The sequence below is a fragment of the Bacillus sp. J41TS8 genome (assembly GCF_018333035.1).
Classification (GTDB): Bacteria; Bacillota; Bacilli; order Bacillales; family Bacillaceae; genus Bacillus; species Bacillus paralicheniformis.
Window position 1 is genome coordinate 325,931 of the sequence record NZ_BORF01000001.1, and the last position, 25,588, is coordinate 351,518.

The following is a 25,588-nucleotide window of genomic DNA, read 5'->3' on the forward strand; positions in this document are numbered from 1 at the left end:
GTCCAGGGGGCGGGAAGGTGTTTTTCAGCAAGTCACGGTGCTGTATGTAAAAAACTCCGGTCAGAACGACCGGAGTTTCGTTTAAAGGTTAGGCTACAGGATATACGCTCACTTTTTTGCGGTTACGGCCGAAACGTTCGAATTTAACAGTTCCGTCGACTTTTGCATATAGAGTGTCATCTCCGCCGCGCCCAACGTTTTCACCTGGATAGATTTTTGTTCCGCGCTGACGATAAAGGATGGAACCGCCAGATACGAATTGACCGTCTGCACGTTTAGCACCTAGGCGCTTCGCCTCAGAGTCACGTCCGTTCTTCGTTGAACCTACTCCTTTTTTAGATGCAAAAAACTGAAGATCTAATCTTAGCATGTAGCTCACCTCCTATATTTTGTTCGTCGTTACTTTTAAGTAACCTTTGTAGTCTCGTTCGATCGTTTCAAGGGAGACGATCATGCCTTCGAGAAGGAGCTGCGCCTTTTCAAAAGCCTCCCGATCCGTACCGTCCGGGAATCCGAAAGATAAAAATCCGCCGTCTTCCCCGAGGTCAATGACCGGCTCAATGCCCGTCAGCTTCATGACTGCATTGACAGCTCCAAAGGCGACCGCCGATGCCCCTGCACAAACGAGATCCTGACCATGTTCAGCAAAATTCGCATGTCCCGACATTTCAAAGCCTAAGATGTCTTTGTTCGATCGGGCTCTGGTAACCTTTGCATGAATCATATCATACACGCCTTAAGCGTTGATTTTTTCGATTACAACTTTAGTGTAAGGTTGACGATGACCTTGTTTTTTATGTTGGTTTTTCTTCGGCTTGTACTTGAATACGGTAATTTTTTTCGCACGGCCTTGTTTTTCAACTTTGCCTGTTACCGTAGCGCCTTCAACCGTAGGGCTGCCAACTTTAACATTTTCACCGCCGACAAACAATACGTTGTCAAAAGTAACTGTTTCGCCGGCTTCAGCAGCAAGCTTTTCGACGTATACAGTTTGGCCTTCTTCAACTTTGATTTGTTTCCCGCCTGTTTGAATAATTGCGTACATCTCTGCACCTCCTAATAAACTAAGACTCGCCAATCACAGGGGGCTAAGAAAGCACTTAACACCTGTGCTGAGCGGTTGTAGCACGGGTGCTACATCCATAACATTAAAAAATATACCAGAAAAGAGCCCGAGTGTCAATGTCTTTTAGAAGGATGGACGGTCAATAAACCAAAAGCAGATCTTCCATTGAGGAAGTCGTGCGCTTGTCTGTAAAATAAGCGTGGAGAACTTCGTTTTCATCAAGCTGGCTCAGTTTTTGTCCGTCCTTCTCAATAATGATCGGGTGTTTGCAGCCTCGTTTAAACAGGAGCATGACCTCATAAATCTGCTGTTCAGCGCACACCGTGATCGGGGCGAGGCGTCGCACTTCCCTCTCCTTTCCGTAATAGCGCTCAAGCAAAAAACGGATATGGACGTAATGGCGATTGCGATATTCCTGGTAAAGAGATGCAGCCAAAAATACGAGGAGCACCCAAGCGCTCAGCTGTGACGGGGAAACCAACAGAATTGCCGCGATTAAAACAGTACAGCAAAAGCACGACACAGCCAGCATCACCCGCTGTGCTTTCTGATACGGAAGGTGTTTTGAAAACAGCAAAAACAGCAGCTTCCCGCCGTCAAGCGGCCAAACCGGAAACAGATTAATCAAGAGGATGGTCAGATTGTAAAAGGTAAACGTTTCAAATATATGAGGGCTGACGAGCGAATTGACCGCCAAAAGCCATGCAGCAAATTGAAGCCAGATATGCTGAACAGGCCCCGCGGCGATGACGGCCAGCTCTTCCTTTAACGGTCTGTTGCCATGTTCATCGACTTCAAGCGTTCCCCCAAAAGGCAGCAGGAAAATGCCTTTAATTCTCCATGAAAAATAAACGGCAGCAGCAGCGTGGCCAAGCTCGTGGATCAAAATAACGATCATTAAACAAAACAGCGCTTTAATATGTCCTGTCATGATACCGATCGCCATGACAAGCCACAGCAGCGGGTGAATGTGAAGCTTGGTGAAGAGCTCCGTCCATTTATTCAAATGTGATCACCTGTATCGGATCAACAAATTCCTCTCCTTGTTTGATCGCAAAGTAATAGACGCCTTTTTGATTTTTATCCTGCTTAATCGTTCCGAGCTTCGTTCCTTTATCTATAAAATCGTATAAAGCGACATCCGCTTTTTTCAGCTGGCCGTAGTAGGTATAGCTGTTGTCCGCATGCTGCAAAACCACCGTCAGGCCCGTTTCCGGATTTTTGTCCACTTCAATGACATAGCCTTCCTTCATGCTGCGGATCGCTTCGTCTTCTGTTTCTACCTTAATGCCCTGGCCTGAGAATTTCTCCTGAACCTTTCCCATGGCAGGAACAGCGAGATCTTGATTCACCTCGACCTGACCGGATGGTTTGTCACCTTTCGGTTGAAAGAATGCGAGGGGATCGCCAAACTTGGATTCATACCAATTCTGGAGAGCCGCAAATTGGAACTCTTCAGTAAACACCTGGCTGATGACCGGTTTGATTTGGTTTGCGGGTTCAAACTGGCCTTTGTAGGCAATAGCGGACACAAGGACAAGACATGCCGACAGAAGACATTTCATGATGAGCGCATCCGCTTTGACAAGAGGGTGCTTCCCATTTATCAGCAGGGAGCTTCCCTCAGGCGGAGGGAAGTCTCCGGCCTTTTCATCTTCCGAAAAGGCTGTCCATGCAGGCGGCTTGACCGGCAGCTTTTTGCCGCCTGACGAAAAGGGCTGTTTATCCGGCGCCTTCCGCTTTCTTTTCCTGGCCATTCTTTTTCGAATCTCATCTGCTCTATGACTCATAACCCTCATCCTTTACATTCAGGTTCGTTTGTTCAATGATATGTCTTGTCCCAGGCGTTTATGACGGTATATTGACATAAAACCAAAAGGTTTCATATAATAGATAGGAAACCTTTTGGTTTTACTTTTTTCTAGGAGGTCTATTATGAGCAATCAACAAGTGCCTGATATACATAAACAGGCTGTTTTTCACGCATCGATAGAAAAAGTGTGGGAGGCCGTCGCCACCAGTGAAGGCATCGCCGCCTGGTTTATGCCAAATGATTTCCGTCCGGAGATCGGCTGTGAATTCACCTTGCAGTCTCCGTTCGGCCCCTCCCCTTGCAGAGTGATCGAGCTTGAAGCGCCGCATCGACTCGCTTTCAGCTGGGATACGTCGGGATGGATCGTCACATTTGAATTGAAAGAGCTGTCTGCAGAAAAAACCGAATTTACCCTGATTCATTCAGGATGGGGCGCGCCGGAAGAAACGGTTGCAAAAGCGGGAGAAAAACAAGCGGATGTCCGCAATCGGATGAATGGCGGCTGGGAAGCGATCGTCAATCAAAAGCTGCGTCAGGCAGTTGAAGGCTAGTGACATCATCGGCCGTAAAACATGATGTGTTCCAAGCCGTTTCCGATCCCTCACGGCGAAAGATGCTGAAGCTCCTCGCCGGCAGGGAATTGCCTGTAACAGATATCAGCACTCATTTCCCGATGAGCCGAACGGCTGTTTCAAAGCATTTGAGAATTTTGTCAGAAGCCGGACTTGTCAGCGGAAGAAAAGCGGGCAGAGAAAAACTGTACAGGCTTCATCCCGAACCTCTCGCGGAGCTGCAGCAGTGGCTCGCCTACTTCGACATGTATTGGGACAATAAGCTTTCCTTGTTAAAGCACAAAGTCGAAAACGATCAATGAAACTGCAAAAAAGCAATCTCGTTTTGGAGATTGCTTTTTTGCAAGTTAAGCGCGTACGCCGAAAAATGATTTAATCTTTGCGAAAACGCCTTTATTTTCTTCTTCAAACGACTGTAAAGGCACAGATTCGCCCAGCACGCGGCGGGCGATGTTCCGGTATGCGATTGAAGCTTTATTGTTCGGATCCATGACGACAGGCTCCCCGTTATTGGAAGCTTTAATCACTTCGTCATCATCCGCAACAATACCGATCAGTTCGATCGACAAGTGCTGAATGACTTCATCAACATCCAGCGTATCGCCGTTTTTCATTAAGTGGTTGCGGATCCGGTTGACGACAAGTCTCGGCGGCTCAATATTTTCTTCTTTTTCAAGCAGGCCGATGATCCGGTCGGCGTCACGAACAGCGGAGATTTCCGGTGTCGTCACGACAATCGCTTTGTCAGCGCCCGAGACCGCATTTTTATAACCTTGCTCAATCCCTGCAGGGCAGTCGATGACAATGTAGTCGAAGTCTTGTTTGAGCTGCTGGACAAGCTTGACCATCTGCTCGGGAAGAACAGCCGACTTATCGCTTGTCTGGGCGGCCGGGAGCAAATAAAGCAAATCATCGAAGCGTTTATCTTTCACAAGCGCCTGATGGATTTTGCATCGCTCCTCAACGACATCTACCAAATCATATATGATTCTATTTTCAAGGCCCATGACGACATCAAGATTGCGCAGGCCGATATCCGTGTCAACGAGACATACCCGTTTTCCCAAAATGGCCAAGGCGGTGCCAAGATTTGCGGATGTCGTCGTTTTGCCTACTCCGCCTTTCCCCGAGGTTATTACGATAGCTTCACCCAATTTTACATTCCTCCCTCAAGCCTTGTTAAACTAGGTCTTAAATGAGCTAATTGCTGAAGGCGGTCAATGACCATATTCTCATTTTCATCTAAATAAGCACATTCCATGTCGTTCCCTTCTTGGATGTGGTCTGGGGAGCGATTGAGCACATGATTGATACGCAATTGAGTCGGTCTCATATCCGAAGCCGCAATAACAGCTCGTTTATTTCCATTAAAACCGGCGTGGGCAATCCCTCTTAATGAGCCGAGGATGAAAATATTCCCTCCGGCCTTCACCATTCCTCCCGGATTCACATCCCCAATCAGAAGCAAATCACCCTCCGTTTCGAGGACTTGCCCTGAACGGACAATTTTAGCGACAGAAATAATTTCGCTTTCCGCTTTTAAACGGTTTGCTTCATCTTTGGTCATGACTTCACTTTCAATGGAGTGGATGAACAGATTTTGTTTCTCAGTGATCACATCGGTCAAGATCTGTTCTTGCTCCTCGGTCACATAACGGTGGCCGAGCTTAACGAGCACACTGATTTTCTGGCCTTTTCCATCCATATAATGTTCGAGTGACAGCATATCCTGAAGACCGTACAATAATTCTTCAAAAGAGCATGTGTCATCAAGATGAAGCGTCAATCCATTTTTCGTTCCTTTAATTGTTACGTATTGCTGCTTTTGGGTCTTCACGGTGTTCACCTCAACATCATACTCTTTTCGACATCGGCTCATAAAATCCTCTTTTACTCATTCCTCAGCTCTTTCTTAAGACTGGTAAAAAACCATTTGAACGGGTAAATGAGCAAAAGGCCGCCAACGGCGTTCAGCCCAAGCGTAGGCAGGAGCCTGCCGAGCACAAATTGATGGAACGGCATGATTTCCGGACGTATCAGCATCTGCACGCCATATTGGTAAAATTCAAGAACACAGACGGCGAGCAGCGAAATAAAAATGACGACCAGCGCGTTTGTCTGCAATACTTTGAATGCTTTTGACGATAAATAGCAAATACCGGCAAAACCGAACATATATACACCTAAAAGGTCGGTGTAATTAATATCATATAACAGTCCGAAAATAAATCCATATGTAATGGCAAAAGGCTGATTGACATAAGCCGTCATAAAAACTAAGACAAGCAGCAGAAAACGCGGGATGAGCTGCTGTTCTTCCGTCACAAAAGGCAGGTTGACAAAATCCGCGTAGACGCTGTCAGATACTAAAACAAACATCATCACGACGGGAAGAAGGAAGCGTTTCACGAACCTTCCTCCTCATCGTCCATCTTGTTGACATCCACCGTATCAAGCGTTCTGTCGACGACGATCACGTTATCAAGGTTATACATATCGGCCGCCGGCTCTACATAAGCGATTTTTGTCAAGCCGTAGGAATCGGGTTCAACCTCTGTCACTTTTCCGATTGTCAGGCCTTTCGGAAAAACGCCGCCCGCACCGGAAGTTTCGACGAGGTCTCCTTTTTTCACTTCCCTGTCTTCATCAGGCTCAATGATTTCCATTGACAGCGCCTTTTTCTCAGAGTCGTAGCCGTTGATGATTCCGTTGACCGTTTTCTTGCCTTTATTTGCAGCGATAACCGTAGAAATTCTGTTGTTTCTGTCTGTTGCGCTTAAAAGCTGGACGGTGGAAGTGAAATTGTTCACTTTAGTGCTTTTGATTTTCCCGATCAAGTTGCCGTTTTCATCTGTGACCGCCATATCCTTTTCGACGCCGTGCTTAGAACCTTTGTTAATCGTGATCAGGTTCCACCACTCATACTTATCGGGATTTCTGGCGATTACAGTCGCCAGAATCGGCGTGTAGTCTTTAATTGATTTCAAATGGCCGAGCTCTTTTCTTAAAGACTTATTTTCATTTTCAAGCTCTTGCAGCTTTGCCTCGTATTGCGTCTGGCCGTCGAGCTTTTTCCGCAGGCGCTCATTTTCGCTGTACGTATTTTTTAAGTCTTCGATATTTTCAAAGAAGCCCGCAAAAAATTGAGCGGGCGTATGAAAAATCGTCTGGAATACACCAGTTGTATCGCCAATAAATTTTTCGGGCCAAGTTGCATTCCGGTCATTCTTTAACGAAAATCCAATCATTGCCACTAAAATGATGATACAAAGGAGTAAAAGCATCAACCGTTTATTCGTAAAAAACTGCGGCATGATTATACACCTCTTCTATTCCCTGTGTCCTTAATTTTTGCCTTTAAATAGATGAATTTGCTCGAGAGCTTTACCTGTTCCGATCGCTACACAGTCAAGAGGGTCTTCCGCAATTAAAACCGGCATTTTCGTTTCTTCGCTGATGACTTTGTCCAAGTGACGCAGCAGCGCACCGCCTCCTGTCAGGACGATTCCGCGGTCCATAATATCAGCCGCGAGTTCAGGCGGAGTTTTTTCAAGCGTATTTTTCACGGCATCGACAATTGCAGTCACAGTGTCGCGAAGCGCCGCTGTAATTTCTTTTTCGGTGATTTCAATCGTTTTCGGCAGACCTGTTAAAAGATCGCGGCCGCGGATTTCCATGCTTTCTCCGTTTTCAGAAGCTTCGGCAGAACCGATTTCAAGTTTGATCGCTTCCGCAGTACGGTCACCGATCATCAAGTTATATGTTTTTCTAATATAAGTAATGATTGCTTCATCCATTTCATCACCGGCAACGCGAATAGACTGGGATGTGACGATGCCGCCGAGGGAAATAATCGCGACTTCGGTCGTTCCGCCGCCGATGTCGACCACCATGCTTCCAGTCGGTTCCCAAACAGGAAGATTGGCTCCAATCGCCGCTGCAAACGGTTCTTCAATCGGATATGCATCTCTCGCCCCGGCCTGGCGCGTAGCGTCGATTACCGCACGCTGCTCAACCGCCGTAATTCCCGACGGGACACAAACCATGACATAAGGCTTTCTCGCAAATAAGCCTTTGTTTTTAACAGCTTTGCTAATATAATGTTTCATCATTGTCGCTGTTGTTTCATAATCAGCGATTACGCCATCTTTCATCGGGCGGAGGGCGACGACATTGCCGGGCGTACGTCCGATCATGTTTTTCGCATCGTTTCCGACTGCAACGATCTGCTTTGTATCTGTTTGCAGCGCAACGACGGAAGGCTCCCTGACGACAATTCCTTTACCTTTCACAAAAACAAGCGTATTCGCCGTTCCTAAATCTATTCCAAGGTCTCTCGCACCAATTCCAAACATTTGTATGTATCTTCCTTTCTTAAAACAATATTCCTAAGCAAAAACCCATAAATTCTATTATAGCTTAATTTAATGAAAAAAAAAGTGTTACAAATATCCTTTTTCTTTTAAGCTCACAAATTTTTGATCACCGATGATGATATGATCGAGCAATTCGATTCCAAGCAGCTGTCCGGACTCGTGAAGGCGCTGTGTAACTTCTATGTCTTCGCGGCTTGGAGCCGGATCTCCGGACGGATGATTGTGGACGCAGATGAATGAGGCTGCGGAGCGCTTTAAAGCTTCCTTAAACACTTCCCTCGGATGGACGATTGAAGAGTTCAAGCTTCCTATAAAAATTGTTCGCTTGTGGATCACCTGGTTTTTCGTGTTCAGATACAGGCATACGAAGTGCTCCTGAGACAGAAAGCGCATATCCCCCATTAAAAAATTGGCCGCATCTTCGGGAAAACGGATCACATAACGGTCTTTGCAGGCAAGGCTGTGAATGCGCCGGCCAAGTTCGAGCGCCGCCAAAATCTGCACGGCTTTGGCGCGGCCGATCCCGGAAATGCTTGAAAGCTCCTCAGCGGATGCTTCTTTTAACAAACGGAGGCCGTCAAACGTTTGAAGCAGCCGGCTTGAAAGCTGAAGAACCGATTCTTTTTTCGTCCCGGTTCTGAGCAGTATCGCGAGCAGTTCATGGTTTGACAAACTTTCGGCGCCTGTGTTGAGAAGGCGCTCCCGCGGCCTTTCTTCATCAGGAAAATCCTTTAATTTCAACGGCAGATCGCTTATGATAAACCCTCCCTTTTGATTCCCTTCTCGTTCGGTTTATCAAAAGGAGTGAAGATCGAACGTTTTCAGCATTCTCATCGTTTTGGAAATCGGAAGACCCACAACTGTATAATAGTCTCCCTTTATCTGTTTGACAAAAAGCGCGCCTTTTCCTTGTATTCCGTATGAACCGGCTTTATCAAACGGCTCTCCTGTAGCGATGTAAGCGCTGATTTCCTTTTCTTCAAGAGGCCAAAAAAAGACTTCGGTTTCTTCAAAAAATGTTTCGCATCTCTCGCCGTCCTTAATGCAGACGCCGGTAAGCACTGAATGGGTCTGTCCCGAAAGCATGCTCAGCATCCTTTTTGCATCTTCGGCATCTTTGGGCTTGCCCAAATAAGCCCCGTCATAAAGAACAATGGTGTCGGCGCCAAGCACGACGGCATCAGGATATTGTTCGGCTACTGCACGCACTTTTTGTTCCGCCAACCATTTGACGTTTTCTGCTGGTGAAAAGTTTCGAATTAATTTTTCTTCCGCGTTGCTCGTAACGATGCTGTACGGAATCTGCAGGAGATCGAGGAGTTCCTTTCTGCGGGGTGATTGTGAAGCCAATATGAGCTGTCGGGTCATAAGAAGACATCCTTTCAAAGGTTTTTGCATAGGAAAAAAAGATACCTGTTTTATCCTACCAAAAGAACGCCGCCGCCACAATTTCAGAAAAGTAACTTTTTAATGACAAAAATCGTGAAAATAAAAAAACCAGCGCATCTGATATGCTCCCCTAAAAGTAGACAGATGAAAAAAAATCTGTTTACTTTGGGGAAGTTTTTTATGGCTGGGAAATGGTACACGATAGAAGAAAAACTGAACATTCTGTCAGAATGTGATCAGGGAAGTGCTTCGGTGAAAGAGATTGCGGGCAAGTATGGTGTTCACGTTTTAAATCACGATCGTCTGCAAGAAAAACTAAACGGCCTCAGCCCGGCGGAATACAGGGCTAAAGCCGTCTAGTGTGTTTTCGTTATTTCCCCTGTCTACTTGACAGGGGGCCGTTCACTCTGCCGTTTTTTTATTTTATTTGGCTCAGCAATAGCTGCTGGCTTTTCCAGCCGTTGGCTGCGGTCGGTTTCTCAAGCAGGTTGACGGCTTCCAGTATGCTCTTCTTTACCTCTTCAGATTCTCCTTTTGATTTGGCGCCGTCAAGTTCAGCTTTGACATCAGCTATGTTTTGAGATGTAACCTCCGCGCCGAGAATCGCTTTTGCCGACAGCTCGGCCGCTTCTTTAAAAGGCTCTAGCAAACCGGGCTCGAGTGCAACCGGAAGCTCTTTTCCGCCCCACGCTTCAAAATCGTTTTCGATTAATATTTTGCCAATTTCAGATGTCATCTGTTTTTCCCCTGTTATTCCGGCGATCACATAAAATCCGTCGTCTTTGGCAATCGAAACGGCGGCATACCCCTTGTCTGCGATTTGAGAGGCCAGCGTCTCCGCTCCTTCTTTAGATGAAAACTTGCCGGCCTGAACGGCAAAGCTGTGAAAAGATTCTCCCGCTTGTCCGCTATTTTTTTGTCCGCTCTTTTTCTCTTCGGCACCTGAGTCACCGGCTTTTACCGCCTGTCCGTTTTCCGCATCCGCACCCAAGCTGCCGGATGCCGGCACTCCTTCTTTATGGGTTGCGAGATTCAGCGCGAACAGCCCGAGTCCCGTGCCGAGCAACACAGCAAAGATAATGGTTGCAGCAAAGCGCTTCAAAGGAAACGTAAGGGACATTTTCGCTTTTCGGTTGTTTTTAGCCTCGTTTTTCTTTTGATAAGGCGCCACCACTTTGGGATCGTCTTTGTACACGGTTTCTTCTTCGTCTGGAGGCGTCCATGTAAATTCATCTGTTTCAGGTGCGCCGTCCTCTTTTGAAGCCGATATTTCCCGTTCCGCCTTTCTCTTTTCTTCCCAGTTTGAAAAGGTGAACTTCTTTTCTTCATTTCTGTTGGAAAACTCTTTTTCATTTCCGTAGATGGTCTCTTCTCTGCCATTGATCATCACTTTAAGCGGGTCTTCCTGGGGCGCTTTTTTAGCTGAGTTTTTCTTGCTTTTCCGTTTTTTCATGTGGCTTCCCTCGCTTTCCGTTTATTGTTTTATATTGAGATTAGGCGGCAGATTGGCCGCTCTCTATACGATCGGCAGAGGGAAGCCAGAAGGAAGGAGGAGTTCTCCCAAAGGCTGTCCCTCTTATTGTCCACACTTTAACACAGCCTCAAAAAAAAAGAACAAGACTTTTGTCGTCTTGCCCAAAAAGGTTTCGTCAAATTTTTTACCACCGTGCCATTTGAAGGTACCACTCGATCATTGGATTGCCATAGAAACAGCTTATCAGCGTCCCGATCAGAATCGCGGGAGCAAACGGCATAGGTTCATTTTTCTTTAGCTTTCCTGCCAGCAATGCAATCAGACCAAGCACCGTTCCTGCGGCTGCCGAAAGGAAAAAAGCGAGAATGAGGAGGCGGCTGCCGAGCGCCATGCCGAGCACCGCAAACAGCTTTACGTCCCCCCAGCCGATCCCTCCTTTCGTCAAAAGCAGCGTCAAGAGCGGAAGCATGCCGCCGGCAAACGCACCGCTTAAACCGGAATGCCACGGCTCGAGGGGAACAAGAAACCGTCCGACAGCAAAGACAATCAGGAAAAAACAAAGCACAGCATCCGGAATGACCATATGTATCACATCAGATACAAAGACGATCAAAAGCAGGGAAATAAGAGCAAGCACAATCACCAGCTCCCCCTGATGCCCAACCTGCATACCGGCAAACGCAAACAGGATGGCGGCGGAGAGCTCAACTGCCGGATACACGATCGATATCGGGGTTTGACACCCCTTGCACCTCCCCCGCTGCATCAAATAGGACAAAACAGGTATCAGCTCCGCGAGGCCCAGCTTTCTTTTGCAAGCCCGGCAGAGGGAACGCGGAGCAATCAATGATATCTTTTCAGGGATGCGGCGCCCGGCTGAACTAAAAAAGGAACCGAGCACTAACCCCGCCGTAAAAAGGTAAAAGATGAACATCACTATCAGCCTCGCACAATCAAATTTAACCGCTTCATGGGAAAAAACGGCTTCCTGAGGCTGTTATTTTAGCAAATATGAAGCGCCTCCGCTTTTCATAAAACATAAAAATGCGCAGTCAGCCGATGGCCAAAAGCGCATTTTTATGTTTTTTATTCAGTTAAAACTGCCCTGACAGCGGAAATAAAGTAAAGCGACCCGGTAACAATGACCACCGCTTTTTCATCTTCAGCTTGTTCTTCGATATAGCGGAAAACAGAGCCGATGTCTTCATCACATGTTTTATGAACAGCGGTACTTTGCTCAAACAGCTTTTGAGCGGATTCCGCTCTCGGAAAATCAAAAGATGTGAAGTGAATCGATGACGCAAACGACTCGATTTTGCGGATCATGTCTCTGTACGGCTTATCTTTGAGAGCACTGAAGCATACGTGAATATTCCGCCCGTCGAAGTGGGACGTGATCGTCTCGGCCAGCCGCTCTACCCCTTCTTTGTTATGAGCGCCGTCGATATAAACGAGAGGCCTGTTCAATACCTTCTCAAACCGGCCGGGCCATCCCGCCTTATGAATGCCGCGTTTCAGCTCTTCTTCGCTGATGGCCGCATGCTTTTCGGCTGTCAGCCATTCGGCCGCAAGTATGGCCAAAGACGCGTTTTGCCGCTGATGGGTGCCGATCAGGCTTGTTTCAATTCTTTCATAACGATGTAACGGTGTTTTCAGTGAAAACTGCTCTCCATCGGGCAGTGAACGCTCTCCGGACAGCTCGCAATCCTCATGAAGGGATATAAAAGCAGATTCTGTCTCCATCGCCTTTCGCTTTATCACTTCAGCTGCTTCACGCTGATGAACGGCTGTGATAACAGGAACGCCGTGTTTGATGATTCCCGCCTTTTCTGCGGCAATCTCTTTCAGCGTGCCGCCTAATATTGCCATATGGTCATGGCCGATCGAAGTGATGACCGTTAACATCGGCTTCACGACGTTTGTCGAATCCAAACGGCCGCCTAATCCCGTTTCAAAAATAACAAAATCGGTGCGCCGGTATTTAGCAAAATATAAAAATGCGCATGCCGTAATAATTTCAAATTCGGTGGCTGCTCCGAATTCGGTTTTTTCAAGCTCAAGGACGAGAGGCCCGACCTCATTAAAGAGCGCCGTCCATTCGTCGTCCGAGATCGGTGCGCCGTCAACGCTGATCCGTTCGTTAAAGGTAATGATATACGGTGATGTGAAGGTGCCTGCTGTATAACCGGCTTCATTTAATACCGTACGGAGAAAAGCGATCGTTGAACCTTTTCCGTTTGTTCCGGCGACATGAATCGCATTAAGCTTTTTCTCGGGGTGCCCGAGCTTTCTCAGCAGCCATTCCATTCGTTCCAAACCCGGCTTCACGCCGAATTTAAGCCTTCCGTTAATCCAGCTGAGTGCTTCATCAAACGTTTTGAACAAGCGAATTCCTTCCCTTCAATTGATGAAGGTGTTTTCCAGCATCTTTAGAAAGACCTGGAAAACACCTCCTTTTTTCGTTGATTAATTTTTCAATTCGGCAATCCTTTTTTCTACAGCTTCACGTTTTGCCGTATAATCGGCTTCTTTCGCCCGCTCTTCTTCAATGACATGTGCAGGCGCCTTTTTCATAAATCCTTCGTTGCTTAATTTCTTTTGAACCCGTTCAACTTCCTTCGTCAGCTTATCGAGTTCTTTTTGCAGGCGGCTGATTTCTTCCTCAATGTTAATCAGACCTTCGAGCGGCAAAATCAGCTCGGCGCCGGATACGACAGCGGTCATCGCTTTATCGACCGCCTGAATATCCGTTCCGATTTGAAGAAGGCTCGGATTCGTAAAGCGTTCCACGTACGAACGGTTTTCTTCAAGTCGTTCGGCGATTTCCGGCGTGCTTGTTTTAATATAAAGCTCAATCTGCTTGCTGAGCGGCGTGTTGACTTCGCTGCGGATGTTCCGTACAGCGCGGATGACTTCAACGAGAAGCTTCATATCCGCCGCTGCTTCGGTGTCCGTATATTCTTTAACAGCTTCAGGCCACTTGGCGACTGTAATGGATTCCCCTTCGTGAGGAAGATGCTGCCAGATCTCCTCCGTCAGGAAAGGCATAAACGGATGCAACAGGCGCATCGTTTGATCCAGCACATACGCTAAAATAGAGCGGGTCGTCTTTTTCGCCGCTTCATCTTCACCGTAAAGCGGAAGTTTAGCCATTTCGATGTACCAGTCGCAGAAATCATCCCAGATAAAATTGTAGAGATGGCGGCCAACCTCGCCGAATTCGTACTTGTCAGCCAGCTGTGTCACAGTTTCAATCGTTTCGTTCAACCTTGTTAAAATCCACTTATCGGCAACTGATTTTTCTCCTGACAGATCAAGCTCTTCGTATGTCATGCCGTCCATGTTCATCAGGGCGAACCTTGATGCGTTCCAAATCTTGTTCGCAAAATTCCATGTTGACTCCACTTTTTCAAAGCTGAAGCGTAAATCCTGCCCTGGAGAGCTTCCCGTCGCAAGGAAGTAGCGCAGCGAATCCGCTCCGTACTTATCGATCACATCCATCGGATCGACGCCGTTTCCGAGCGATTTGCTCATTTTGCGGCCCTGGTCATCGCGGATAAGCCCGTGGATCAAAACATCTTTAAACGGACGTTCTCCGGTAAATTCGATACCTTGGAAGATCATTCTGGATACCCAGAAGAAAATGATATCGTATCCTGTGACAAGTACGTTCGTCGGATAGTAACGCTTGAAATCTTCCTCATCGATATCCGGCCAGCCCATCGTTGAAAACGGCCAAAGAGCGGAACTGAACCATGTGTCAAGAACGTCTTTGTCCTGCTCCCAGTTTTCGGCATCTTCAGGAGCTTCAGCGCCCACATAGATTTCCCTCGTTTCTTTATGGTACCACGCAGGAATACGGTGGCCCCACCAAAGCTGGCGGGAAATGCACCAGTCGCGGATATTTTCCATCCAGTGCAGATATGTTTTTTCAAAACGGTCAGGGACGAAGTTGACTTTTCCTTCGCTTTTTTGCAATTCGATGGCGGCATCGGCAAGCGGCTGCATTTGCACGAACCACTGCGTTGACAAATACGGCTCAACGACTGCTCCGCTGCGTTCGCTGTGGCCGACCGAATGCGTATGTTCCTCAATCTTGAACAGCACGCCCTCTTCCTGTAGATCTTTCACGATCTGCTTGCGGCATTCAAAACGGTCCATGCCTTTATATTGAAGCGCCTTGTCATTCATTGTGCCGTCTTCATTCATAACGAGAATGCGTTCAAGGTTGTGGCGGTTTCCGATTTCAAAGTCGTTCGGATCATGGGCAGGTGTAATTTTGACGGCACCTGAGCCGAATTCCATATCGACGTAGTCGTCTCCGACAATCGGAATTTCTCTTCCTGTGATCGGCAGAATAACCGTTTTTCCGATTAGATGTTTGTACCGCTCGTCTTCCGGATGTACCGCAACCGCTGTATCGCCGAGCATCGTTTCCGGACGGGTTGTCGCAATTTCAATCGAGCCTGAACCGTCTTTCAGCGGGTAGCGCATATGATAGAACGCGCCTTGTACGTCTTTATAGATGACTTCGATGTCAGACAGAGCCGTTTTAGTGGCCGGGTCCCAGTTAATGATATATTCTCCGCGGTAAATCAGCCCTTTTTCATATAGCTTCACAAATACTTCGCGAACCGCTTTAGAAAGCCCTTCATCAAGGGTGAAACGCTCCCTTGAATAGTCAAGGCCAAGGCCGATTTTCGCCCATTGGCTGCGAATAAAATCGGCATATTCCTCTTTCCATTTCCATGTTTCTTCAAGGAATTTTTCGCGGCCGAGATCATAGCGCGTTTTTCCTTCTTCGCGAAGCTTCGCTTCTACTTTTGCCTGAGTTGCAATACCGGCGTGATCCATACCCGGCAGCCAGAGCACGTCATAGCCCTGCATCCGTTTCATTCTTGTCACGATATCCTGCAAGGTGGAATCCCAAGCATGCCCCAAGTGCAGCTTACCCGTCACATTCGGCGGGGGAATGACAACGGTGTACGGTTCTTTTTCAGGGTCGTTTTTCGCTTCAAAAAATTTGCCGTTCACCCAATAGTCGTATCTGTTTTTTTCAACTGCAGACGGATCGTATTTTGTCGGCATCGTCAGTTCTTGATTATCCATTTTCAAACCTCCAACAGTATTAAACGGCTGAACAATAAAAAAGAGCCCTCTCGATCCTGTTAAAAGGACGAAGAGAACTCTCTCGCGGTACCACCTTTTTTCATGAATGCGAAAAAAACGCATTCACGCACTTAAATGGGATAACGGGACTTTCCCGAATTTCTCTACTTTTTGTTCGAGAAATTGCGCTCCTGGGCGACCTTCCAAAAAAGACTGACTGGGAGCCTTTCAGCGAACCGGCTTCCCTCTCTGCAAGCGTCTGTTTTTGTACTCTTCCCATTCAAAGCGGGTGATCATTGACTTTTCAGCACGTACTTTTTCTTTTTCTTATATTACTAAATCTTTTTCATTTTCGTCAATCATCTTTTCCGTTTTTCTCTTGTTTTATACGATACTGGGCCATGCACACAAGCTCCTTTTCCTCATATGATGCTGTAACGATAAGAGAGGAGGCATAAGATGCGAAAAAAATTCAACACACATTCATTCCAGCCGTGGCTGAAGCAAGTCAGGCTTGTTGCTGTTCAAGTCGTCCTCCCGATCACGATCTTCCAGGGCATACGCACGATCATCTTTCCGACCACATTTGATGTCCTCCTTTTGGGCATTCTCATATTCCTTGCGTGCGCCTTTCACCTTGACTGGATATAAGCACGAAAAAAGTCCGCATCATGATGATGGGGACTCTGTTTCTTCCTGCAGTTTTCTGTTTTCTTCCGTCTCGTGAATGCTCATCACAAGCGGTTCGGCGTTTTTCATTTGCCAGTACGCCTTCAAAAGCGTTGTACAGGCTTCTTTTTCTCCGGGCCCCTTCTCAAGGTCGTAGCGGTTCAGCACACCGTATACAGGCCCGGGGTAAGCCATATAGCTGAGGAATAAGCTGATTTCTTCCTCCCGCAAAGGATAGACATTGTGATACGTATAAAACCAGTTTACACATTCCGTGCACATCACGGGATTCGTCTTAAACATTCTTGTAAAAAATACGATGAGATCGTTCGCTGGGGGCCCGTGTCCCGCTTTCTCAAAGTTCGTAAAGTAACCCGTTCCGGTATCGTTATAGAGAAAATGCCGGACGGACAGCTGCCCGTGGTTTAAAACCATTCTCGAAGACTCTTTGTCTTTCATGGTCTCATACCACTCTTCAAGGCGGGCAAGCGCAAAGTCTGCAGCTGATATCGTCTCTTTGAAATACATGGCTGCCTGAAGCTGGAACGGGGACATATACCATTCGTTTTCCGCTCTTGAGATGAATTCTTCATATTTCTGTTTTTGCTGTTCCCATTTCCGTTTTGTCCGTTCATAGTGCCCGAGTATTTCTTCCCGCCTCACACCGAGCTCTTTTTCCGTTCGCTGGTGAAGAAGAGCGATTTCTTTAAACATATATTCGTGTTTTTGGTCAAGCTCTTCCTCTCTTTCAAGGGTAAGCCAAGGCATGAGATAACAGACATCTTCTCCGTCTTGCGTTAAAAATTCGCCCGTGCGGTTTCGATAGACGGGGACAAACTGCCTGTAGCCTTTTTCCTCCAGCATGATCATCTGTTCTGTGAAGCTGGCGTTTCTTGAAGCCGCCAATTTTTTCAGGGCGAATACACCGTGATCCGTATACACTTTCCATACCTTTGGACTGACCGATTCCATATATTCAGGCGTAAGACCGTACTCATTTAAAACAGACTGGATGCCTTCCATCGGCTTCACCACATTTTTATCAATGCATTAGGCATGGCTGTTTTGATAATCCGGTATATAAAGGATCTGTCCCTCTTTTAATTCCTCGTCAAGGGAAAGGGAATTCATCCGGATGAGCTGCTGGACATTAATATCATAGCGCTCGCACAAAAGATCAATGGTATCGTTTTGCTGAACGATGCACATCCTCATTCGAGTAAACTCCTCCTCTCCCTGTTTTGTAAACAGCTTTGTCAAATAGAGAGCATTGTCATTCTCCTTCGCTGACACTTCCTGGTCGTCTGCTGCCGGCATCTCATCTCTTTCTTCTTCAGGCTCCGTCTGCTCATGAAACGAATATTCCGGGATTTCAATGGTATGCCCGGCTTCCTCTTCTTCATCAATCGCTTCTGCTTCCTGTGTCACTTCAACTTCAAACGTCTCAGGCTCCCTGTCATTCTGGTCTTCCTCCAAAAGAGGCGGAACACCGTAGAACGGGGTTTCTTTCGGTTCATCATGAGGTTGATAAGCCCTTTGGAGCGGCTCCGGCTCTTCTTCCGCTTCTTCCCTTTTTAACTCGTATTCTTCCGGCTTCTCTTCCGCTTTCTCCCTTTTTTGCTCATATTCTTCCGGCTTTGCTTCTTTCTCCTCTTTCAGCTCATATTCTTCCGGTTTTGCTTCTACTTTCTCCCTTTTCAGATCATATTCTTCCGGTTTTGCTTCTACTTTCTCCCTTTTCAGCTCATATTCTTCCGGTTTTGCTTCTACTTTCTCCCTTTTCAGCTCATATTCTTCCGGTTTTGCTTCTACTTTCTCCCTTTTCAGCTCATATTCCTCCGGCTTTGCTTCTACTTTCTCCCTATTTAGCTCATATTCTTCTTCCGGATGTTCAAGAGCGGCGTCTTTTGGATTTTCCATTTCGCGCTTCGTCCGCTCTGCCGCAGACAAAGACGCTGTAAAAAACGGCTTTGTTTCCTCTGTATCGTCTCCGAGAAACGACTGGTAAATCGGAACCGCTTCCGCATCGGTATCAGTTTCTTCTGCTTCTTCATACGGCTGTTCTTCGTCCTGCTCTTCATAAGATCTGTCAAGCTGAATCAAAAATTCTTCCTCTTTACCCTGTTCTTCGTCGTCTGAAGGTGATCTGAAGGCAGGCTCAAGCTCCTCTTCCGGCTGGACTGCCGCAGGCATAGTACGCGGTTCTTCTTCTCCGGCTTCACCGCTTACATTCAAGAGGCCTTCAATCGCCAAATCAGCTTGAATCGTCAACATCCTCGCATCTGTCAGCTGATAATCGAAAGCATCAATAAAAACAAATACGTCGTTTAAATGATTGACCTTGTCTTTCGGGATGGTGATATCCACTGGGAAACAATGCGTCAGCTCTGCGCTGCCGTCCCCTTTCAGCTTTACATCTTCCACAAATCGGCTTGTCGCAGGCAGCTCTGCATATTCCCGGGTTTGATCTATGTTGTATTCGCCTGTCAGCTCTAATGACCCTCGTATGGATACATAATCATTTACTTCCTGAACGGTAATGTCAGGATCCAATGAAATCGATAATAATTCGGATACTTCCTGTCCTTTTTGAAAACAGATTGACTCTTCTACAGAAAATTGCAAACGATTGTTTTGCGGCAAACTGATATCCTCCCTTCACCTAATTTTTAAAATTAGATGTCAGTAAAGATGTATGAGAAAAGCTGGCAGAATATGAACAGAAAAATCATAAGCCGTTACCGGCACCATGCAAAAAAGAGCCGCCGGCAATGTCCGGCAGCCCTTTTCTTTATCTGGAGCGGCTGATTCTTTCGAATACGCGTTCAGCAGCTTGAATCGTATGCTCAATGTCGTCATCCGTATGAGCGGTTGACAAGAACAGCCCTTCAAACTGTGAAGGCGGGAGAAACACGCCTTCATCGGCCATCCCTTTATAATATTCGGCAAACAGTCCGAGATCAGACTGTTTCGCTGTATCATAATTGATGACCGGTTCATTTGTGAAGAAAAAGCCGATCATAGACCCCGCTCGATTAAATGTACACGGAATGCCATTTTTCTCGGCAGCTTCAGAAATTCCTTTTTCCAAACGGTCTGCTTTGCGGGAGAATTCCTGGTAGGATTCAGGAGTCAGCTGTTTCAATGTTTCGAGTCCGGCTGTCATGGCAAGCGGGTTGCCGGACAGCGTGCCGGCCTGATAGATCGGACCGCTCGGCGCAATTTTCTCCATGATTTCCGCCTTTCCTCCATAAGCGCCGACAGGAAGACCGCCGCCGATCACTTTTCCGAGGCAAGTCAAATCAGGCGTCACTCCGAAATAGCCTTGCGCACAGTTGTAGCCCACCCTGAAGCCTGTCATTACTTCATCAAAAATCAGCAGAGCGCCATGCGTCTCAGTCAGCTCGCGAAGCCCTTCGAGGAACCCTTTAACCGGAGGTACGACACCCATATTGCCCGCGACAGGTTCAACGATAACGCCGGCAATGTCCTCTCCGAATTCCTGAAAGACAAGCTTCATGCTTTCCAGATCATTGTAAGGAACGGTAATCGTGTTTTTTGCAATGCTTTCCGGAACTCCGGGGCTGTCAGGGAGGCCGAGCGTTGCTACTCCAGAGCCCGCTTTAATCAGCAGGGAATCACCGTGTCCATGGTAGCAGCCTTCAAATTTCACGATTTTGTTACGGCCTGTGTAACCGCGCGCCAGCCGCAAGGCGCTCATCGTCGCCTCCGTACCGGAGCTCACCATCCGAACGATTTCTATGGAAGGAACGCGGTCGATAACAAGCTCGGCAAGCTCGGTTTCCAGTTCTGTCGGTGCACCGAAGCTTGTCCCGTGTTCTGCCGTCTTTTGAATTTCTTTCACCACTTTTTCATTGCTGTGTCCTAAAATAAGCGGTCCCCATGACAAGACATAATCGATGTATTCGTTTCCGTCAATATCATAGATTTTTGATCCTTTTCCCCGCTCCATAAAAATCGGGTCCATGTTCACTGATTTAAAGGCTCTGACCGGGCTGTTCACCCCGCCAGGCATGACTCGTTGCGCCTCTTCGAATGCCGCTTTAGACTTCTCATAGCTCCGCATCCTCTAAAACCCCCAGTTCAAATTCTTATTCCGAAATCCATTTTGCCGCATCTTTTGCAAAGTACGTAATGATCAAATCAGCGCCCGCCCGCTTCATGCTTGTCAGCATTTCGAGAACAAGAGCTTTTTCTTCAATCCAGCCGTTTTGGGCCGCGGCTTTGACCATCGCATACTCCCCGCTTACATTGTATCCGACAACAGGCAGGTTAAATTCGTTTTTCACTTCTCTGACGATATCAAGATATGAAAGCGTCGGCTTGACGATCAGGAAATCGGCGCCTTCTTCCACATCGGATTTTGCCTCCCGGAGAGCCTCCCTGCGGTTGGCATAATCCATTTGGTACGTCTTGCGGTCGCCGAACTGCGGACTGCTTCCCGCGGCATCGCGGAACGGGCCGTAAAACGCGCTCGCATATTTTACAGCGTACGACATGATCGGCACATTTGTAAATCCTTCCTGATCAAGCGCATCCCTGATGGCGGCAACGAAACCGTCCATCATGTTTGAAGGCGCAATAATGTCAGCGCCTGCACGGGCTTGGCTGACAGCGGTTTTTGCCAAAAGAACGAGCGATTCGTCATTTAGTATTTCACCGTTTTCCACAAGGCCGCAGTGACCGTGGTCCGTGTACTCGCATAGGCATGTATCTGCGATAACGACAAGCTCAGGAAAGTCTTGTTTAATTTGTGCAATCGCTTTTTGAACGATGCCGTGGTTGTGATAGGCTCCGCTTCCCACATCATCTTTGTGTTCAGGCACGCCGAAGACGATCACAGATTGAATGCCGAGGCCTGCGACTTCCTCCATTTCCTCTTTCAGCCGGTCCAAAGACAGCTGGTATACGCCCGGCATGGACGGAACTTCGCTTTTAACGTTCTCTTCCTCGGTTACAAATATCGGATAAATAAAGTCAGATGCTCTTAACTCGGTTTCTCTTACCAATTTTCGCATACCTGCTGTCGTCCGCAGGCGGCGGTGTCTTTGAAATGATGCTTCCATTTGTCATTCTCCCTTTCTTGAAATGCGGCATATTTCACGCAGCATTCCGTCGATTGTATAGACGTCCGGCATATATGAAGGAATTCCGTAGTCCGACAGCGCCTTCTTTGTCATAGGCCCGATCGTAATAAAAGCCGTACCGTTCTTTTCGGCCCACGTTCTGCTCTCCTCTTTCAAAATGGACATGAATGTATGTACCGTCGAGGAGCTGGTAAATGTCACAAAATCAAAAGACGCGTGTTTTGCTGCTTCCTTAAGCTCCAGAATTCCCTTTTCATCACGAACGGTTTCATACAAAATCCATTCCGAAACTTGAATTCCGAGCGGAGTGAGGGTTTTCTTGATGACGTCCCGGGATAAATTCCCTTTTAAAACGGCCACTTTATCATGACGGCCGACATTTCGCTTCAGTGCCTCCGCCAAATGTTCAGCCACGTATAACTCAGGCATCAGATCGACAGAAAGACCCCTGTCGCGCAAATACCTGGCCGTTTTTTCACCGACAGCGGCAACCTTGGCCTTTGATGCGAAAGGAACGCTGAACCCGGCGTTCTTCAAATAAGAAAAAAAGAATTTTGCCCCGTTCACGCTTGTAAAAACAAGCCAGTCCGCGCTTTCAAGATCTGCTCGAAAGCGCTGGGCCTGTTCTCGCGGGAGGGCGGGCCGAAACGAAATCAATGACGTTAAAACAGCTTCTCCGCCCAAAGCCTCCACCTTTTCCCTGAAGGATTGGGCTTGGGCTTTATTGCGGGTGACGAGCACTTTCTTTCCCTGTAAAGGAAGATCATGCTTCATTGTCTTCCAGCTCCTGTTTCACACGGTCAATCAGTGCCTTTGCTCCTTTTTCCGACATGACCGCCGCGCATTCTCTGCCGACAGCCTCCGGATCTTTTCCTTTTACTGTTTCTCTGTATGCGGTTTTTCCGTCAGGCGATGCCACAAGACCGGTCAGTTCGATGACGCCGTCTTCGTCCATCGTCGCAAATCCGGCGATTGGCACTTGGCAGCCGCCTTCCATCGCATGAAGAAAAGCGCGCTCGGCCGTGACGGTCAGCTGTGTGTAGCGGTCGTTCAGGCGCGAAAAGAGGGACAGCAGCTCCTCATCCGAGCCTCTGCACTCGATCGCCAACGCGCCTTGCCCAACGGCGGGAAGGCAGCTCTCTGGATCAAGAAATTCGGTGACGACATCGTCCTTCCAGCCCATTCTTGACAGGCCTGCCGCTGCTAAAATAATCGCGTCGTAATCTTCAGTTTCAAGTTTTTTCAGCCTTGTATCGATATTTCCCCTGATCCACTTGATCTCAAGGTCGGGGCGCATTTGCAAAAGCTGCGCGCTTCTTCTGAGGCTGCTCGTGCCGATAACCGCACCTTGTTTCAGGTCGGCCAGCTTTTGACGGCTTTTTGAAATGAGAACGTCCCTGGCATCTTCCCGTTTTGGAATGCAGCCGACCACCAGCCCTTCGGGAAGCGCCGACGGCATGTCCTTCATGCTGTGAACGGCCATATCAATTTCCCCGGAAAGCATCGCCTGTTCGATTTCTTTGACGAACAGGCCTTTCCCGCCGACCTTTGACAGGGTAACATCCAAGATCCGGTCGCCTTTTGTAACGATTTCCTTTATTTCAAACGTGAAATCCGGATTTAATTCCTCCAGCTTTTTGATCACCCATTTTGTCTGGGTCATCGCCAATTTGCTTCTTCTTGAGCCTACAATGATGTTTCTCATGTTTTCTTCCTCCCAATCCGTCACGGGCAACCGTTTTAACTAACTAAACCAATGAAATTGCGAAAAGCTGCCGAGCAAAAAGAAATTGATTAAAAGAACAAGAAAAGACGCGGTATTCCACATGGCCGCGATCCTTCCCTGCAGCTCTTTGACAATCCTGATAAATAAATAGTATCCGTATAAAAAAAGCAGCACGATCGATCCGAGCACTTTCGGATCCGCCCAGTACAGGGTTTCAAGCGATACATACGACCAGATAATCCCCAGAATCAGACTCAGCAAAAGCATGGGAACGCCGATGAGATTAAGGACATAAGCCATATGATCAAGTTTTGGCAAATCTTCGATTCGTAAGAGCCATTTCCCCCACTTTTTCTTTTTCAATAAACGGTACTGAAAAAGATACAGCACGGAAAAGACAAACGACAATGAAAACGCTCCATACGAAAGAATCGCCATTGTAATGTGGATGATCAAGAGCTCGGACACGAGCCTTCCCGAAAGCTCCGCCGACTGCTGGGCCGTCGGTGTAAACGTGTGGATCGCCGCCATTGAAAAGCCGATGAGATTGGTGAAAAAAACGAGAAATTCCACTTTCAAAAGCTTCGTCAAAACGAGAGACAGCGTGACAAGCACCCACGCGTAAAAATAAAGCCCCTGCGCATTATTCAAAACAGGAAACTGATCTGTGTACTGCATGAAATAAAAAAGGTATACCGTCTGCAGAATCCAGACAATAGAAAGCAACCAGAAGGCCGCTTTTCCCGCCTTCCGGTTGTGCTGTAAAAAGTCTATAAAATAAAAGAGGACGGTGAGCGCGTACAACACGATTGTAACTTCGTTAAGCCTTGCTAACAATGTGTCTGTCATGTCTGTCACTCGCTCGCGATAGAAGTCAAACCCTGCTGGTTTTGCCGCTTAAACGCATGAACCGGCTGGCGTTCGTCTTGATTCTCTCCGTCAGGAAAAGCCGCTTCTTCAATATCAAAAATCTGCGTAAACAGCGCAAGCTTTTCTTCGGCATCAGCTTCTGACGCAAACTCCTTCACTTTTAAAATCGGGTCGCGCAAGAGCTGGTTGATAATGCTTTTCGTATGCTTGTTTAAAAGTTTTTTCTCTCTTGTGCTCAAGTGAGGGAGCTTCCGTTCGATGCTCTGCATCGTTTCCGCCTGGATTGTCAAAGCTTTTTCCCTGAGAGCAGAGATGACCGGCACGACGCCGAGCGTATTCAGCCATTGTTTAAAAGCGACGATCTCAGCTTCAATAATCAGCTCCACTTCTTCAGCAACGGCCTGACGCTCCTTCAGATTTTCTTCCACGATCCCTTCAAGATCGTCAATATCGTACAGAAAGACGCCTTCCACATCGCTGAGAGTCGGGTCAAGATCCCGCGGCACGGCAATATCCACCATAAAAAGCGGACATCCTTTGCGAAGCTTATTGACATGTTCGATCATCTCTTTTGTGACGACATAGCCGCTTGCGCCCGTTGAACTGATGAGAATGTCGGCTTCCATTAAAGCGCATTGCAGCTCATTTAAGCTTTTCGCCGCGCCTGAAAAACGGCCGGCAAGCTCCTTCGCTTTTGAAAATGTTCTGTTGATCACGGTAACCTGTCCGATTCCGTGGCCGTGCAGGTTTTGAACCGCAAGCTCTCCCATTTTGCCCGCGCCGAGAATCAGCACGTGTTTATCGGAAAGGTCGCCGAAGATTTTCCTGGCAAGCTCGACGGCTGCATAGCTGACGGATACAGCATTTGAAGCAATGTCCGTTTCGGCATGGCAGCGCTTCGCGACGGTGACAGCCTGCTTAAACAAATAGTTGAAAACGGTACCAATTGTCTTCTCTTCCTGAGCCAGCTTGAAACTTGTACGCACTTGGCCTAAAATCTGCGTTTCTCCAATAACCATCGAATCCAATCCGCACGATACGCGGAACAAATGTTCAACGGCTCCGTCGTTTTCATAAAACTTCAAGTAAGGCGAAATGTCCTCTTTGCTTAGTCCGAACCAGTTCGCCAAAAACATTTTCATATAATAACGTCCGGTGTGCAGCTGATCAACGACTGCATACAGCTCTGTCCGGTTGCATGTCGACACGATGATATTCTCAAGTATGCTTTTTTCTTCTTTCAATTGCGACATCGCCTGCCCCAGCTCATCCGGCTGAAAGGTTAACTTTTCACGTATATCAACAGGGGCTGATTTGTAATCCAATCCCACGACAAGTATATGCATAACTCTTGCTTGCACCCCCAGCATCTATCTAAATTAGAATGATTATAATATAGAATTTATTATTCAAAAC

Annotated in this window: 28 protein-coding genes and 2 other annotated features; of the genes, 4 read left to right on the forward strand and 24 right to left on the reverse strand. The window is 47.4% G+C overall.

Translation table 11 applies throughout. The annotated features are described in order from the left end of the window. Positions 1 to 88 precede the first annotated feature (88 nt). From rpmA to KI350_RS01800, 5 genes are all read right to left on the reverse strand, one after another. Positions 89 to 370 (reverse strand): 50S ribosomal protein L27, encoded by a 282-nt coding sequence (gene rpmA / locus KI350_RS01780; protein WP_003184023.1) that lies wholly within the window; start codon positions 368 to 370, stop codon positions 89 to 91. A 12-nt stretch (positions 371 to 382) separates the two neighbouring features. Continuing rightward, a complete protein-coding gene (locus tag KI350_RS01785) occupies positions 383 to 724 on the reverse strand; it encodes a ribosomal-processing cysteine protease Prp (RefSeq protein ID WP_020452442.1) in 342 nt (113 codons plus the stop codon). 12 nt (positions 725 to 736) lie between these two features. Next, entirely contained in the window at positions 737 to 1,045 is a 309-nt protein-coding gene (rplU, locus tag KI350_RS01790) for a 50S ribosomal protein L21 (RefSeq protein WP_003184027.1), read from the reverse strand. A 12-nt stretch (positions 1,046 to 1,057) separates the two neighbouring features. Continuing rightward, positions 1,058 to 1,132: a sequence feature (ribosomal protein L21 leader region), on the reverse strand. A 73-nt stretch (positions 1,133 to 1,205) separates the two neighbouring features. Further along, entirely contained in the window at positions 1,206 to 2,072 is an 867-nt protein-coding gene (locus KI350_RS01795) for a M50 family metallopeptidase (protein WP_020452443.1), read from the reverse strand. Further along, entirely contained in the window at positions 2,065 to 2,856 is a 792-nt protein-coding gene (locus KI350_RS01800; protein ID WP_059231343.1) for a peptidoglycan DD-metalloendopeptidase family protein, read from the reverse strand. Before KI350_RS01800 ends, KI350_RS01795 begins: the two co-directional genes overlap by 8 nt. A gap of 145 nt (positions 2,857 to 3,001) precedes the next feature. On the opposite strand from KI350_RS01800, the gene KI350_RS01805 reads away from it, so the two are divergent. Next, complete coding sequence (locus KI350_RS01805) at positions 3,002 to 3,430, forward strand: SRPBCC family protein (RefSeq protein ID WP_059231341.1); 429 nt, start codon at positions 3,002 to 3,004, stop codon at positions 3,428 to 3,430. Beyond that, positions 3,430 to 3,753 (forward strand): ArsR/SmtB family transcription factor, encoded by a 324-nt coding sequence (locus KI350_RS01810; RefSeq protein ID WP_023855421.1) that lies wholly within the window; start codon positions 3,430 to 3,432, stop codon positions 3,751 to 3,753. Before KI350_RS01805 ends, KI350_RS01810 begins: the two co-directional genes overlap by 1 nt. Before the next feature lie 45 nt (positions 3,754 to 3,798). Here KI350_RS01810 and minD read toward each other — a convergent pair whose 3' ends face one another. The 7 genes from minD to KI350_RS01845 all read right to left on the reverse strand — a co-directional run bounded on the left by minD (position 3,799) and on the right by KI350_RS01845 (position 9,195). Further along, on the reverse strand, positions 3,799 to 4,605 hold the full coding sequence (gene minD, locus KI350_RS01815) for a septum site-determining protein MinD (protein WP_020452447.1): 807 nt from the start codon (positions 4,603 to 4,605) through the stop codon (positions 3,799 to 3,801). Between the two features lie 2 nt (positions 4,606 to 4,607). After that, a complete protein-coding gene (minC, locus tag KI350_RS01820; protein ID WP_023855422.1) occupies positions 4,608 to 5,288 on the reverse strand; it encodes a septum site-determining protein MinC in 681 nt (226 codons plus the stop codon). A gap of 53 nt (positions 5,289 to 5,341) precedes the next feature. Next, complete coding sequence (mreD, locus tag KI350_RS01825; protein ID WP_020452449.1) at positions 5,342 to 5,860, reverse strand: rod shape-determining protein MreD; 519 nt, start codon at positions 5,858 to 5,860, stop codon at positions 5,342 to 5,344. After that, positions 5,857 to 6,765 (reverse strand): rod shape-determining protein MreC, encoded by a 909-nt coding sequence (gene mreC / locus KI350_RS01830; protein ID WP_020452450.1) that lies wholly within the window; start codon positions 6,763 to 6,765, stop codon positions 5,857 to 5,859. Before mreC ends, mreD begins: the two co-directional genes overlap by 4 nt. Positions 6,766 to 6,795: 30 nt before the next feature. Next, entirely contained in the window at positions 6,796 to 7,806 is a 1,011-nt protein-coding gene (locus KI350_RS01835) for a rod shape-determining protein (protein WP_003184042.1), read from the reverse strand. A gap of 87 nt (positions 7,807 to 7,893) precedes the next feature. Then, positions 7,894 to 8,568 carry a RadC family protein gene (gene radC, locus KI350_RS01840; RefSeq protein WP_020452451.1) on the reverse strand — a complete coding sequence of 225 codons (675 nt, stop codon included), beginning with the start codon at positions 8,566 to 8,568 and terminating at the stop codon, positions 7,894 to 7,896. A gap of 54 nt (positions 8,569 to 8,622) precedes the next feature. Next, positions 8,623 to 9,195 carry a Maf family protein gene (locus KI350_RS01845; RefSeq protein ID WP_020452452.1) on the reverse strand — a complete coding sequence of 191 codons (573 nt, stop codon included), beginning with the start codon at positions 9,193 to 9,195 and terminating at the stop codon, positions 8,623 to 8,625. 201 nt (positions 9,196 to 9,396) lie between these two features. On the opposite strand from KI350_RS01845, the gene KI350_RS01850 reads away from it, so the two are divergent. Continuing rightward, on the forward strand, positions 9,397 to 9,576 hold the full coding sequence (locus KI350_RS01850; RefSeq protein ID WP_130627134.1) for an IS3 family transposase: 180 nt from the start codon (positions 9,397 to 9,399) through the stop codon (positions 9,574 to 9,576). A 58-nt stretch (positions 9,577 to 9,634) separates the two neighbouring features. Here the strand turns inward: KI350_RS01850 and KI350_RS01855 are convergent, their stop codons facing one another. From KI350_RS01855 to KI350_RS01870, 4 genes are all read right to left on the reverse strand, one after another. Further along, complete coding sequence (locus tag KI350_RS01855) at positions 9,635 to 10,669, reverse strand: SPOR domain-containing protein (protein WP_023855424.1); 1,035 nt, start codon at positions 10,667 to 10,669, stop codon at positions 9,635 to 9,637. Between the two features lie 205 nt (positions 10,670 to 10,874). Then, positions 10,875 to 11,624, reverse strand: coding sequence for a prepilin peptidase (locus KI350_RS01860; protein WP_043054422.1), 750 nt, complete (start codon positions 11,622 to 11,624; stop codon positions 10,875 to 10,877). Between the two features lie 152 nt (positions 11,625 to 11,776). Then, on the reverse strand, positions 11,777 to 13,075 hold the full coding sequence (locus KI350_RS01865; RefSeq protein WP_023855426.1) for a bifunctional folylpolyglutamate synthase/dihydrofolate synthase: 1,299 nt from the start codon (positions 13,073 to 13,075) through the stop codon (positions 11,777 to 11,779). Between the two features lie 81 nt (positions 13,076 to 13,156). Further along, positions 13,157 to 15,799, reverse strand: coding sequence for a valine--tRNA ligase (locus KI350_RS01870; protein WP_059231726.1), 2,643 nt, complete (start codon positions 15,797 to 15,799; stop codon positions 13,157 to 13,159). A 60-nt stretch (positions 15,800 to 15,859) separates the two neighbouring features. After that, positions 15,860 to 16,092, reverse strand: a binding site (T-box leader). A 166-nt stretch (positions 16,093 to 16,258) separates the two neighbouring features. On the opposite strand from KI350_RS01870, the gene KI350_RS01875 reads away from it, so the two are divergent. Further along, positions 16,259 to 16,450, forward strand: a complete 192-nt coding sequence (locus KI350_RS01875; RefSeq protein ID WP_020452457.1) for a hypothetical protein — start codon at positions 16,259 to 16,261, stop codon at positions 16,448 to 16,450. 18 nt (positions 16,451 to 16,468) lie between these two features. Here the strand turns inward: KI350_RS01875 and ysxE are convergent, their stop codons facing one another. The 8 genes from ysxE to hemA form a co-directional block, all read right to left on the reverse strand. After that, positions 16,469 to 17,491, reverse strand: coding sequence for a spore coat protein YsxE (gene ysxE / locus KI350_RS01880; protein ID WP_026579132.1), 1,023 nt, complete (start codon positions 17,489 to 17,491; stop codon positions 16,469 to 16,471). Positions 17,492 to 17,518: 27 nt separating this feature from the next. After that, positions 17,519 to 19,111, reverse strand: a complete 1,593-nt coding sequence (locus KI350_RS01885; protein ID WP_026579131.1) for a LysM peptidoglycan-binding domain-containing protein — start codon at positions 19,109 to 19,111, stop codon at positions 17,519 to 17,521. Between the two features lie 148 nt (positions 19,112 to 19,259). After that, complete coding sequence (gene hemL / locus KI350_RS01890; protein WP_025811039.1) at positions 19,260 to 20,555, reverse strand: glutamate-1-semialdehyde 2,1-aminomutase; 1,296 nt, start codon at positions 20,553 to 20,555, stop codon at positions 19,260 to 19,262. A gap of 25 nt (positions 20,556 to 20,580) precedes the next feature. Then, positions 20,581 to 21,555, reverse strand: a complete 975-nt coding sequence (hemB, locus tag KI350_RS01895; protein WP_020452461.1) for a porphobilinogen synthase — start codon at positions 21,553 to 21,555, stop codon at positions 20,581 to 20,583. A 3-nt stretch (positions 21,556 to 21,558) separates the two neighbouring features. Next, positions 21,559 to 22,350, reverse strand: a complete 792-nt coding sequence (locus KI350_RS01900) for a uroporphyrinogen-III synthase (protein ID WP_035338226.1) — start codon at positions 22,348 to 22,350, stop codon at positions 21,559 to 21,561. Continuing rightward, positions 22,340 to 23,281 carry a hydroxymethylbilane synthase gene (gene hemC, locus KI350_RS01905; protein WP_020452463.1) on the reverse strand — a complete coding sequence of 314 codons (942 nt, stop codon included), beginning with the start codon at positions 23,279 to 23,281 and terminating at the stop codon, positions 22,340 to 22,342. Before hemC ends, KI350_RS01900 begins: the two co-directional genes overlap by 11 nt. Before the next feature lie 39 nt (positions 23,282 to 23,320). After that, positions 23,321 to 24,151, reverse strand: a complete 831-nt coding sequence (locus KI350_RS01910) for a cytochrome c biogenesis protein (protein WP_020452464.1) — start codon at positions 24,149 to 24,151, stop codon at positions 23,321 to 23,323. Between the two features lie 5 nt (positions 24,152 to 24,156). Continuing rightward, positions 24,157 to 25,518, reverse strand: coding sequence for a glutamyl-tRNA reductase (hemA, locus tag KI350_RS01915; protein ID WP_059231559.1), 1,362 nt, complete (start codon positions 25,516 to 25,518; stop codon positions 24,157 to 24,159). Positions 25,519 to 25,588 lie beyond the last annotated feature (70 nt).

What these genes read in the sequence shown, in the direction of transcription:
- rpmA (WP_003184023.1), bottom strand. Translation starts at nt 370, where the DNA reads ATGCTAAGATTAGATCTTCAGTTTTTTGCATCTAAAAAAGGAGTAGGT.
- KI350_RS01860 (WP_043054422.1), bottom strand. Translation starts at nt 11,624, where the DNA reads ATGTTCATCTTTTACCTTTTTACGGCGGGGTTAGTGCTCGGTTCCTTT.
- KI350_RS01850 (WP_130627134.1), top strand. Translation starts at nt 9,397, where the DNA reads ATGGCTGGGAAATGGTACACGATAGAAGAAAAACTGAACATTCTGTCA.
- hemC (WP_020452463.1), bottom strand. Translation starts at nt 23,281, where the DNA reads ATGAGAAACATCATTGTAGGCTCAAGAAGAAGCAAATTGGCGATGACC.
- KI350_RS01835 (WP_003184042.1), bottom strand. Translation starts at nt 7,806, where the DNA reads ATGTTTGGAATTGGTGCGAGAGACCTTGGAATAGATTTAGGAACGGCG.
- KI350_RS01870 (WP_059231726.1), bottom strand. Translation starts at nt 15,799, where the DNA reads ATGGATAATCAAGAACTGACGATGCCGACAAAATACGATCCGTCTGCA.
- hemA (WP_059231559.1), bottom strand. Translation starts at nt 25,518, where the DNA reads ATGCATATACTTGTCGTGGGATTGGATTACAAATCAGCCCCTGTTGAT.
- KI350_RS01785 (WP_020452442.1), bottom strand. Translation starts at nt 724, where the DNA reads ATGATTCATGCAAAGGTTACCAGAGCCCGATCGAACAAAGACATCTTA.
- ysxE (WP_026579132.1), bottom strand. Translation starts at nt 17,491, where the DNA reads ATGGAAGGCATCCAGTCTGTTTTAAATGAGTACGGTCTTACGCCTGAA.
- hemB (WP_020452461.1), bottom strand. Translation starts at nt 21,555, where the DNA reads ATGGAAGCATCATTTCAAAGACACCGCCGCCTGCGGACGACAGCAGGT.
- KI350_RS01800 (WP_059231343.1), bottom strand. Translation starts at nt 2,856, where the DNA reads ATGAGTCATAGAGCAGATGAGATTCGAAAAAGAATGGCCAGGAAAAGA.
- KI350_RS01875 (WP_020452457.1), top strand. Translation starts at nt 16,259, where the DNA reads ATGCGAAAAAAATTCAACACACATTCATTCCAGCCGTGGCTGAAGCAA.
- rplU (WP_003184027.1), bottom strand. Translation starts at nt 1,045, where the DNA reads ATGTACGCAATTATTCAAACAGGCGGGAAACAAATCAAAGTTGAAGAA.
- KI350_RS01805 (WP_059231341.1), top strand. Translation starts at nt 3,002, where the DNA reads ATGAGCAATCAACAAGTGCCTGATATACATAAACAGGCTGTTTTTCAC.
- KI350_RS01845 (WP_020452452.1), bottom strand. Translation starts at nt 9,195, where the DNA reads ATGACCCGACAGCTCATATTGGCTTCACAATCACCCCGCAGAAAGGAA.
- KI350_RS01855 (WP_023855424.1), bottom strand. Translation starts at nt 10,669, where the DNA reads ATGAAAAAACGGAAAAGCAAGAAAAACTCAGCTAAAAAAGCGCCCCAG.
- hemL (WP_025811039.1), bottom strand. Translation starts at nt 20,555, where the DNA reads ATGCGGAGCTATGAGAAGTCTAAAGCGGCATTCGAAGAGGCGCAACGA.
- mreC (WP_020452450.1), bottom strand. Translation starts at nt 6,765, where the DNA reads ATGCCGCAGTTTTTTACGAATAAACGGTTGATGCTTTTACTCCTTTGT.
- KI350_RS01910 (WP_020452464.1), bottom strand. Translation starts at nt 24,151, where the DNA reads ATGACAGACACATTGTTAGCAAGGCTTAACGAAGTTACAATCGTGTTG.
- KI350_RS01900 (WP_035338226.1), bottom strand. Translation starts at nt 22,350, where the DNA reads ATGAAGCATGATCTTCCTTTACAGGGAAAGAAAGTGCTCGTCACCCGC.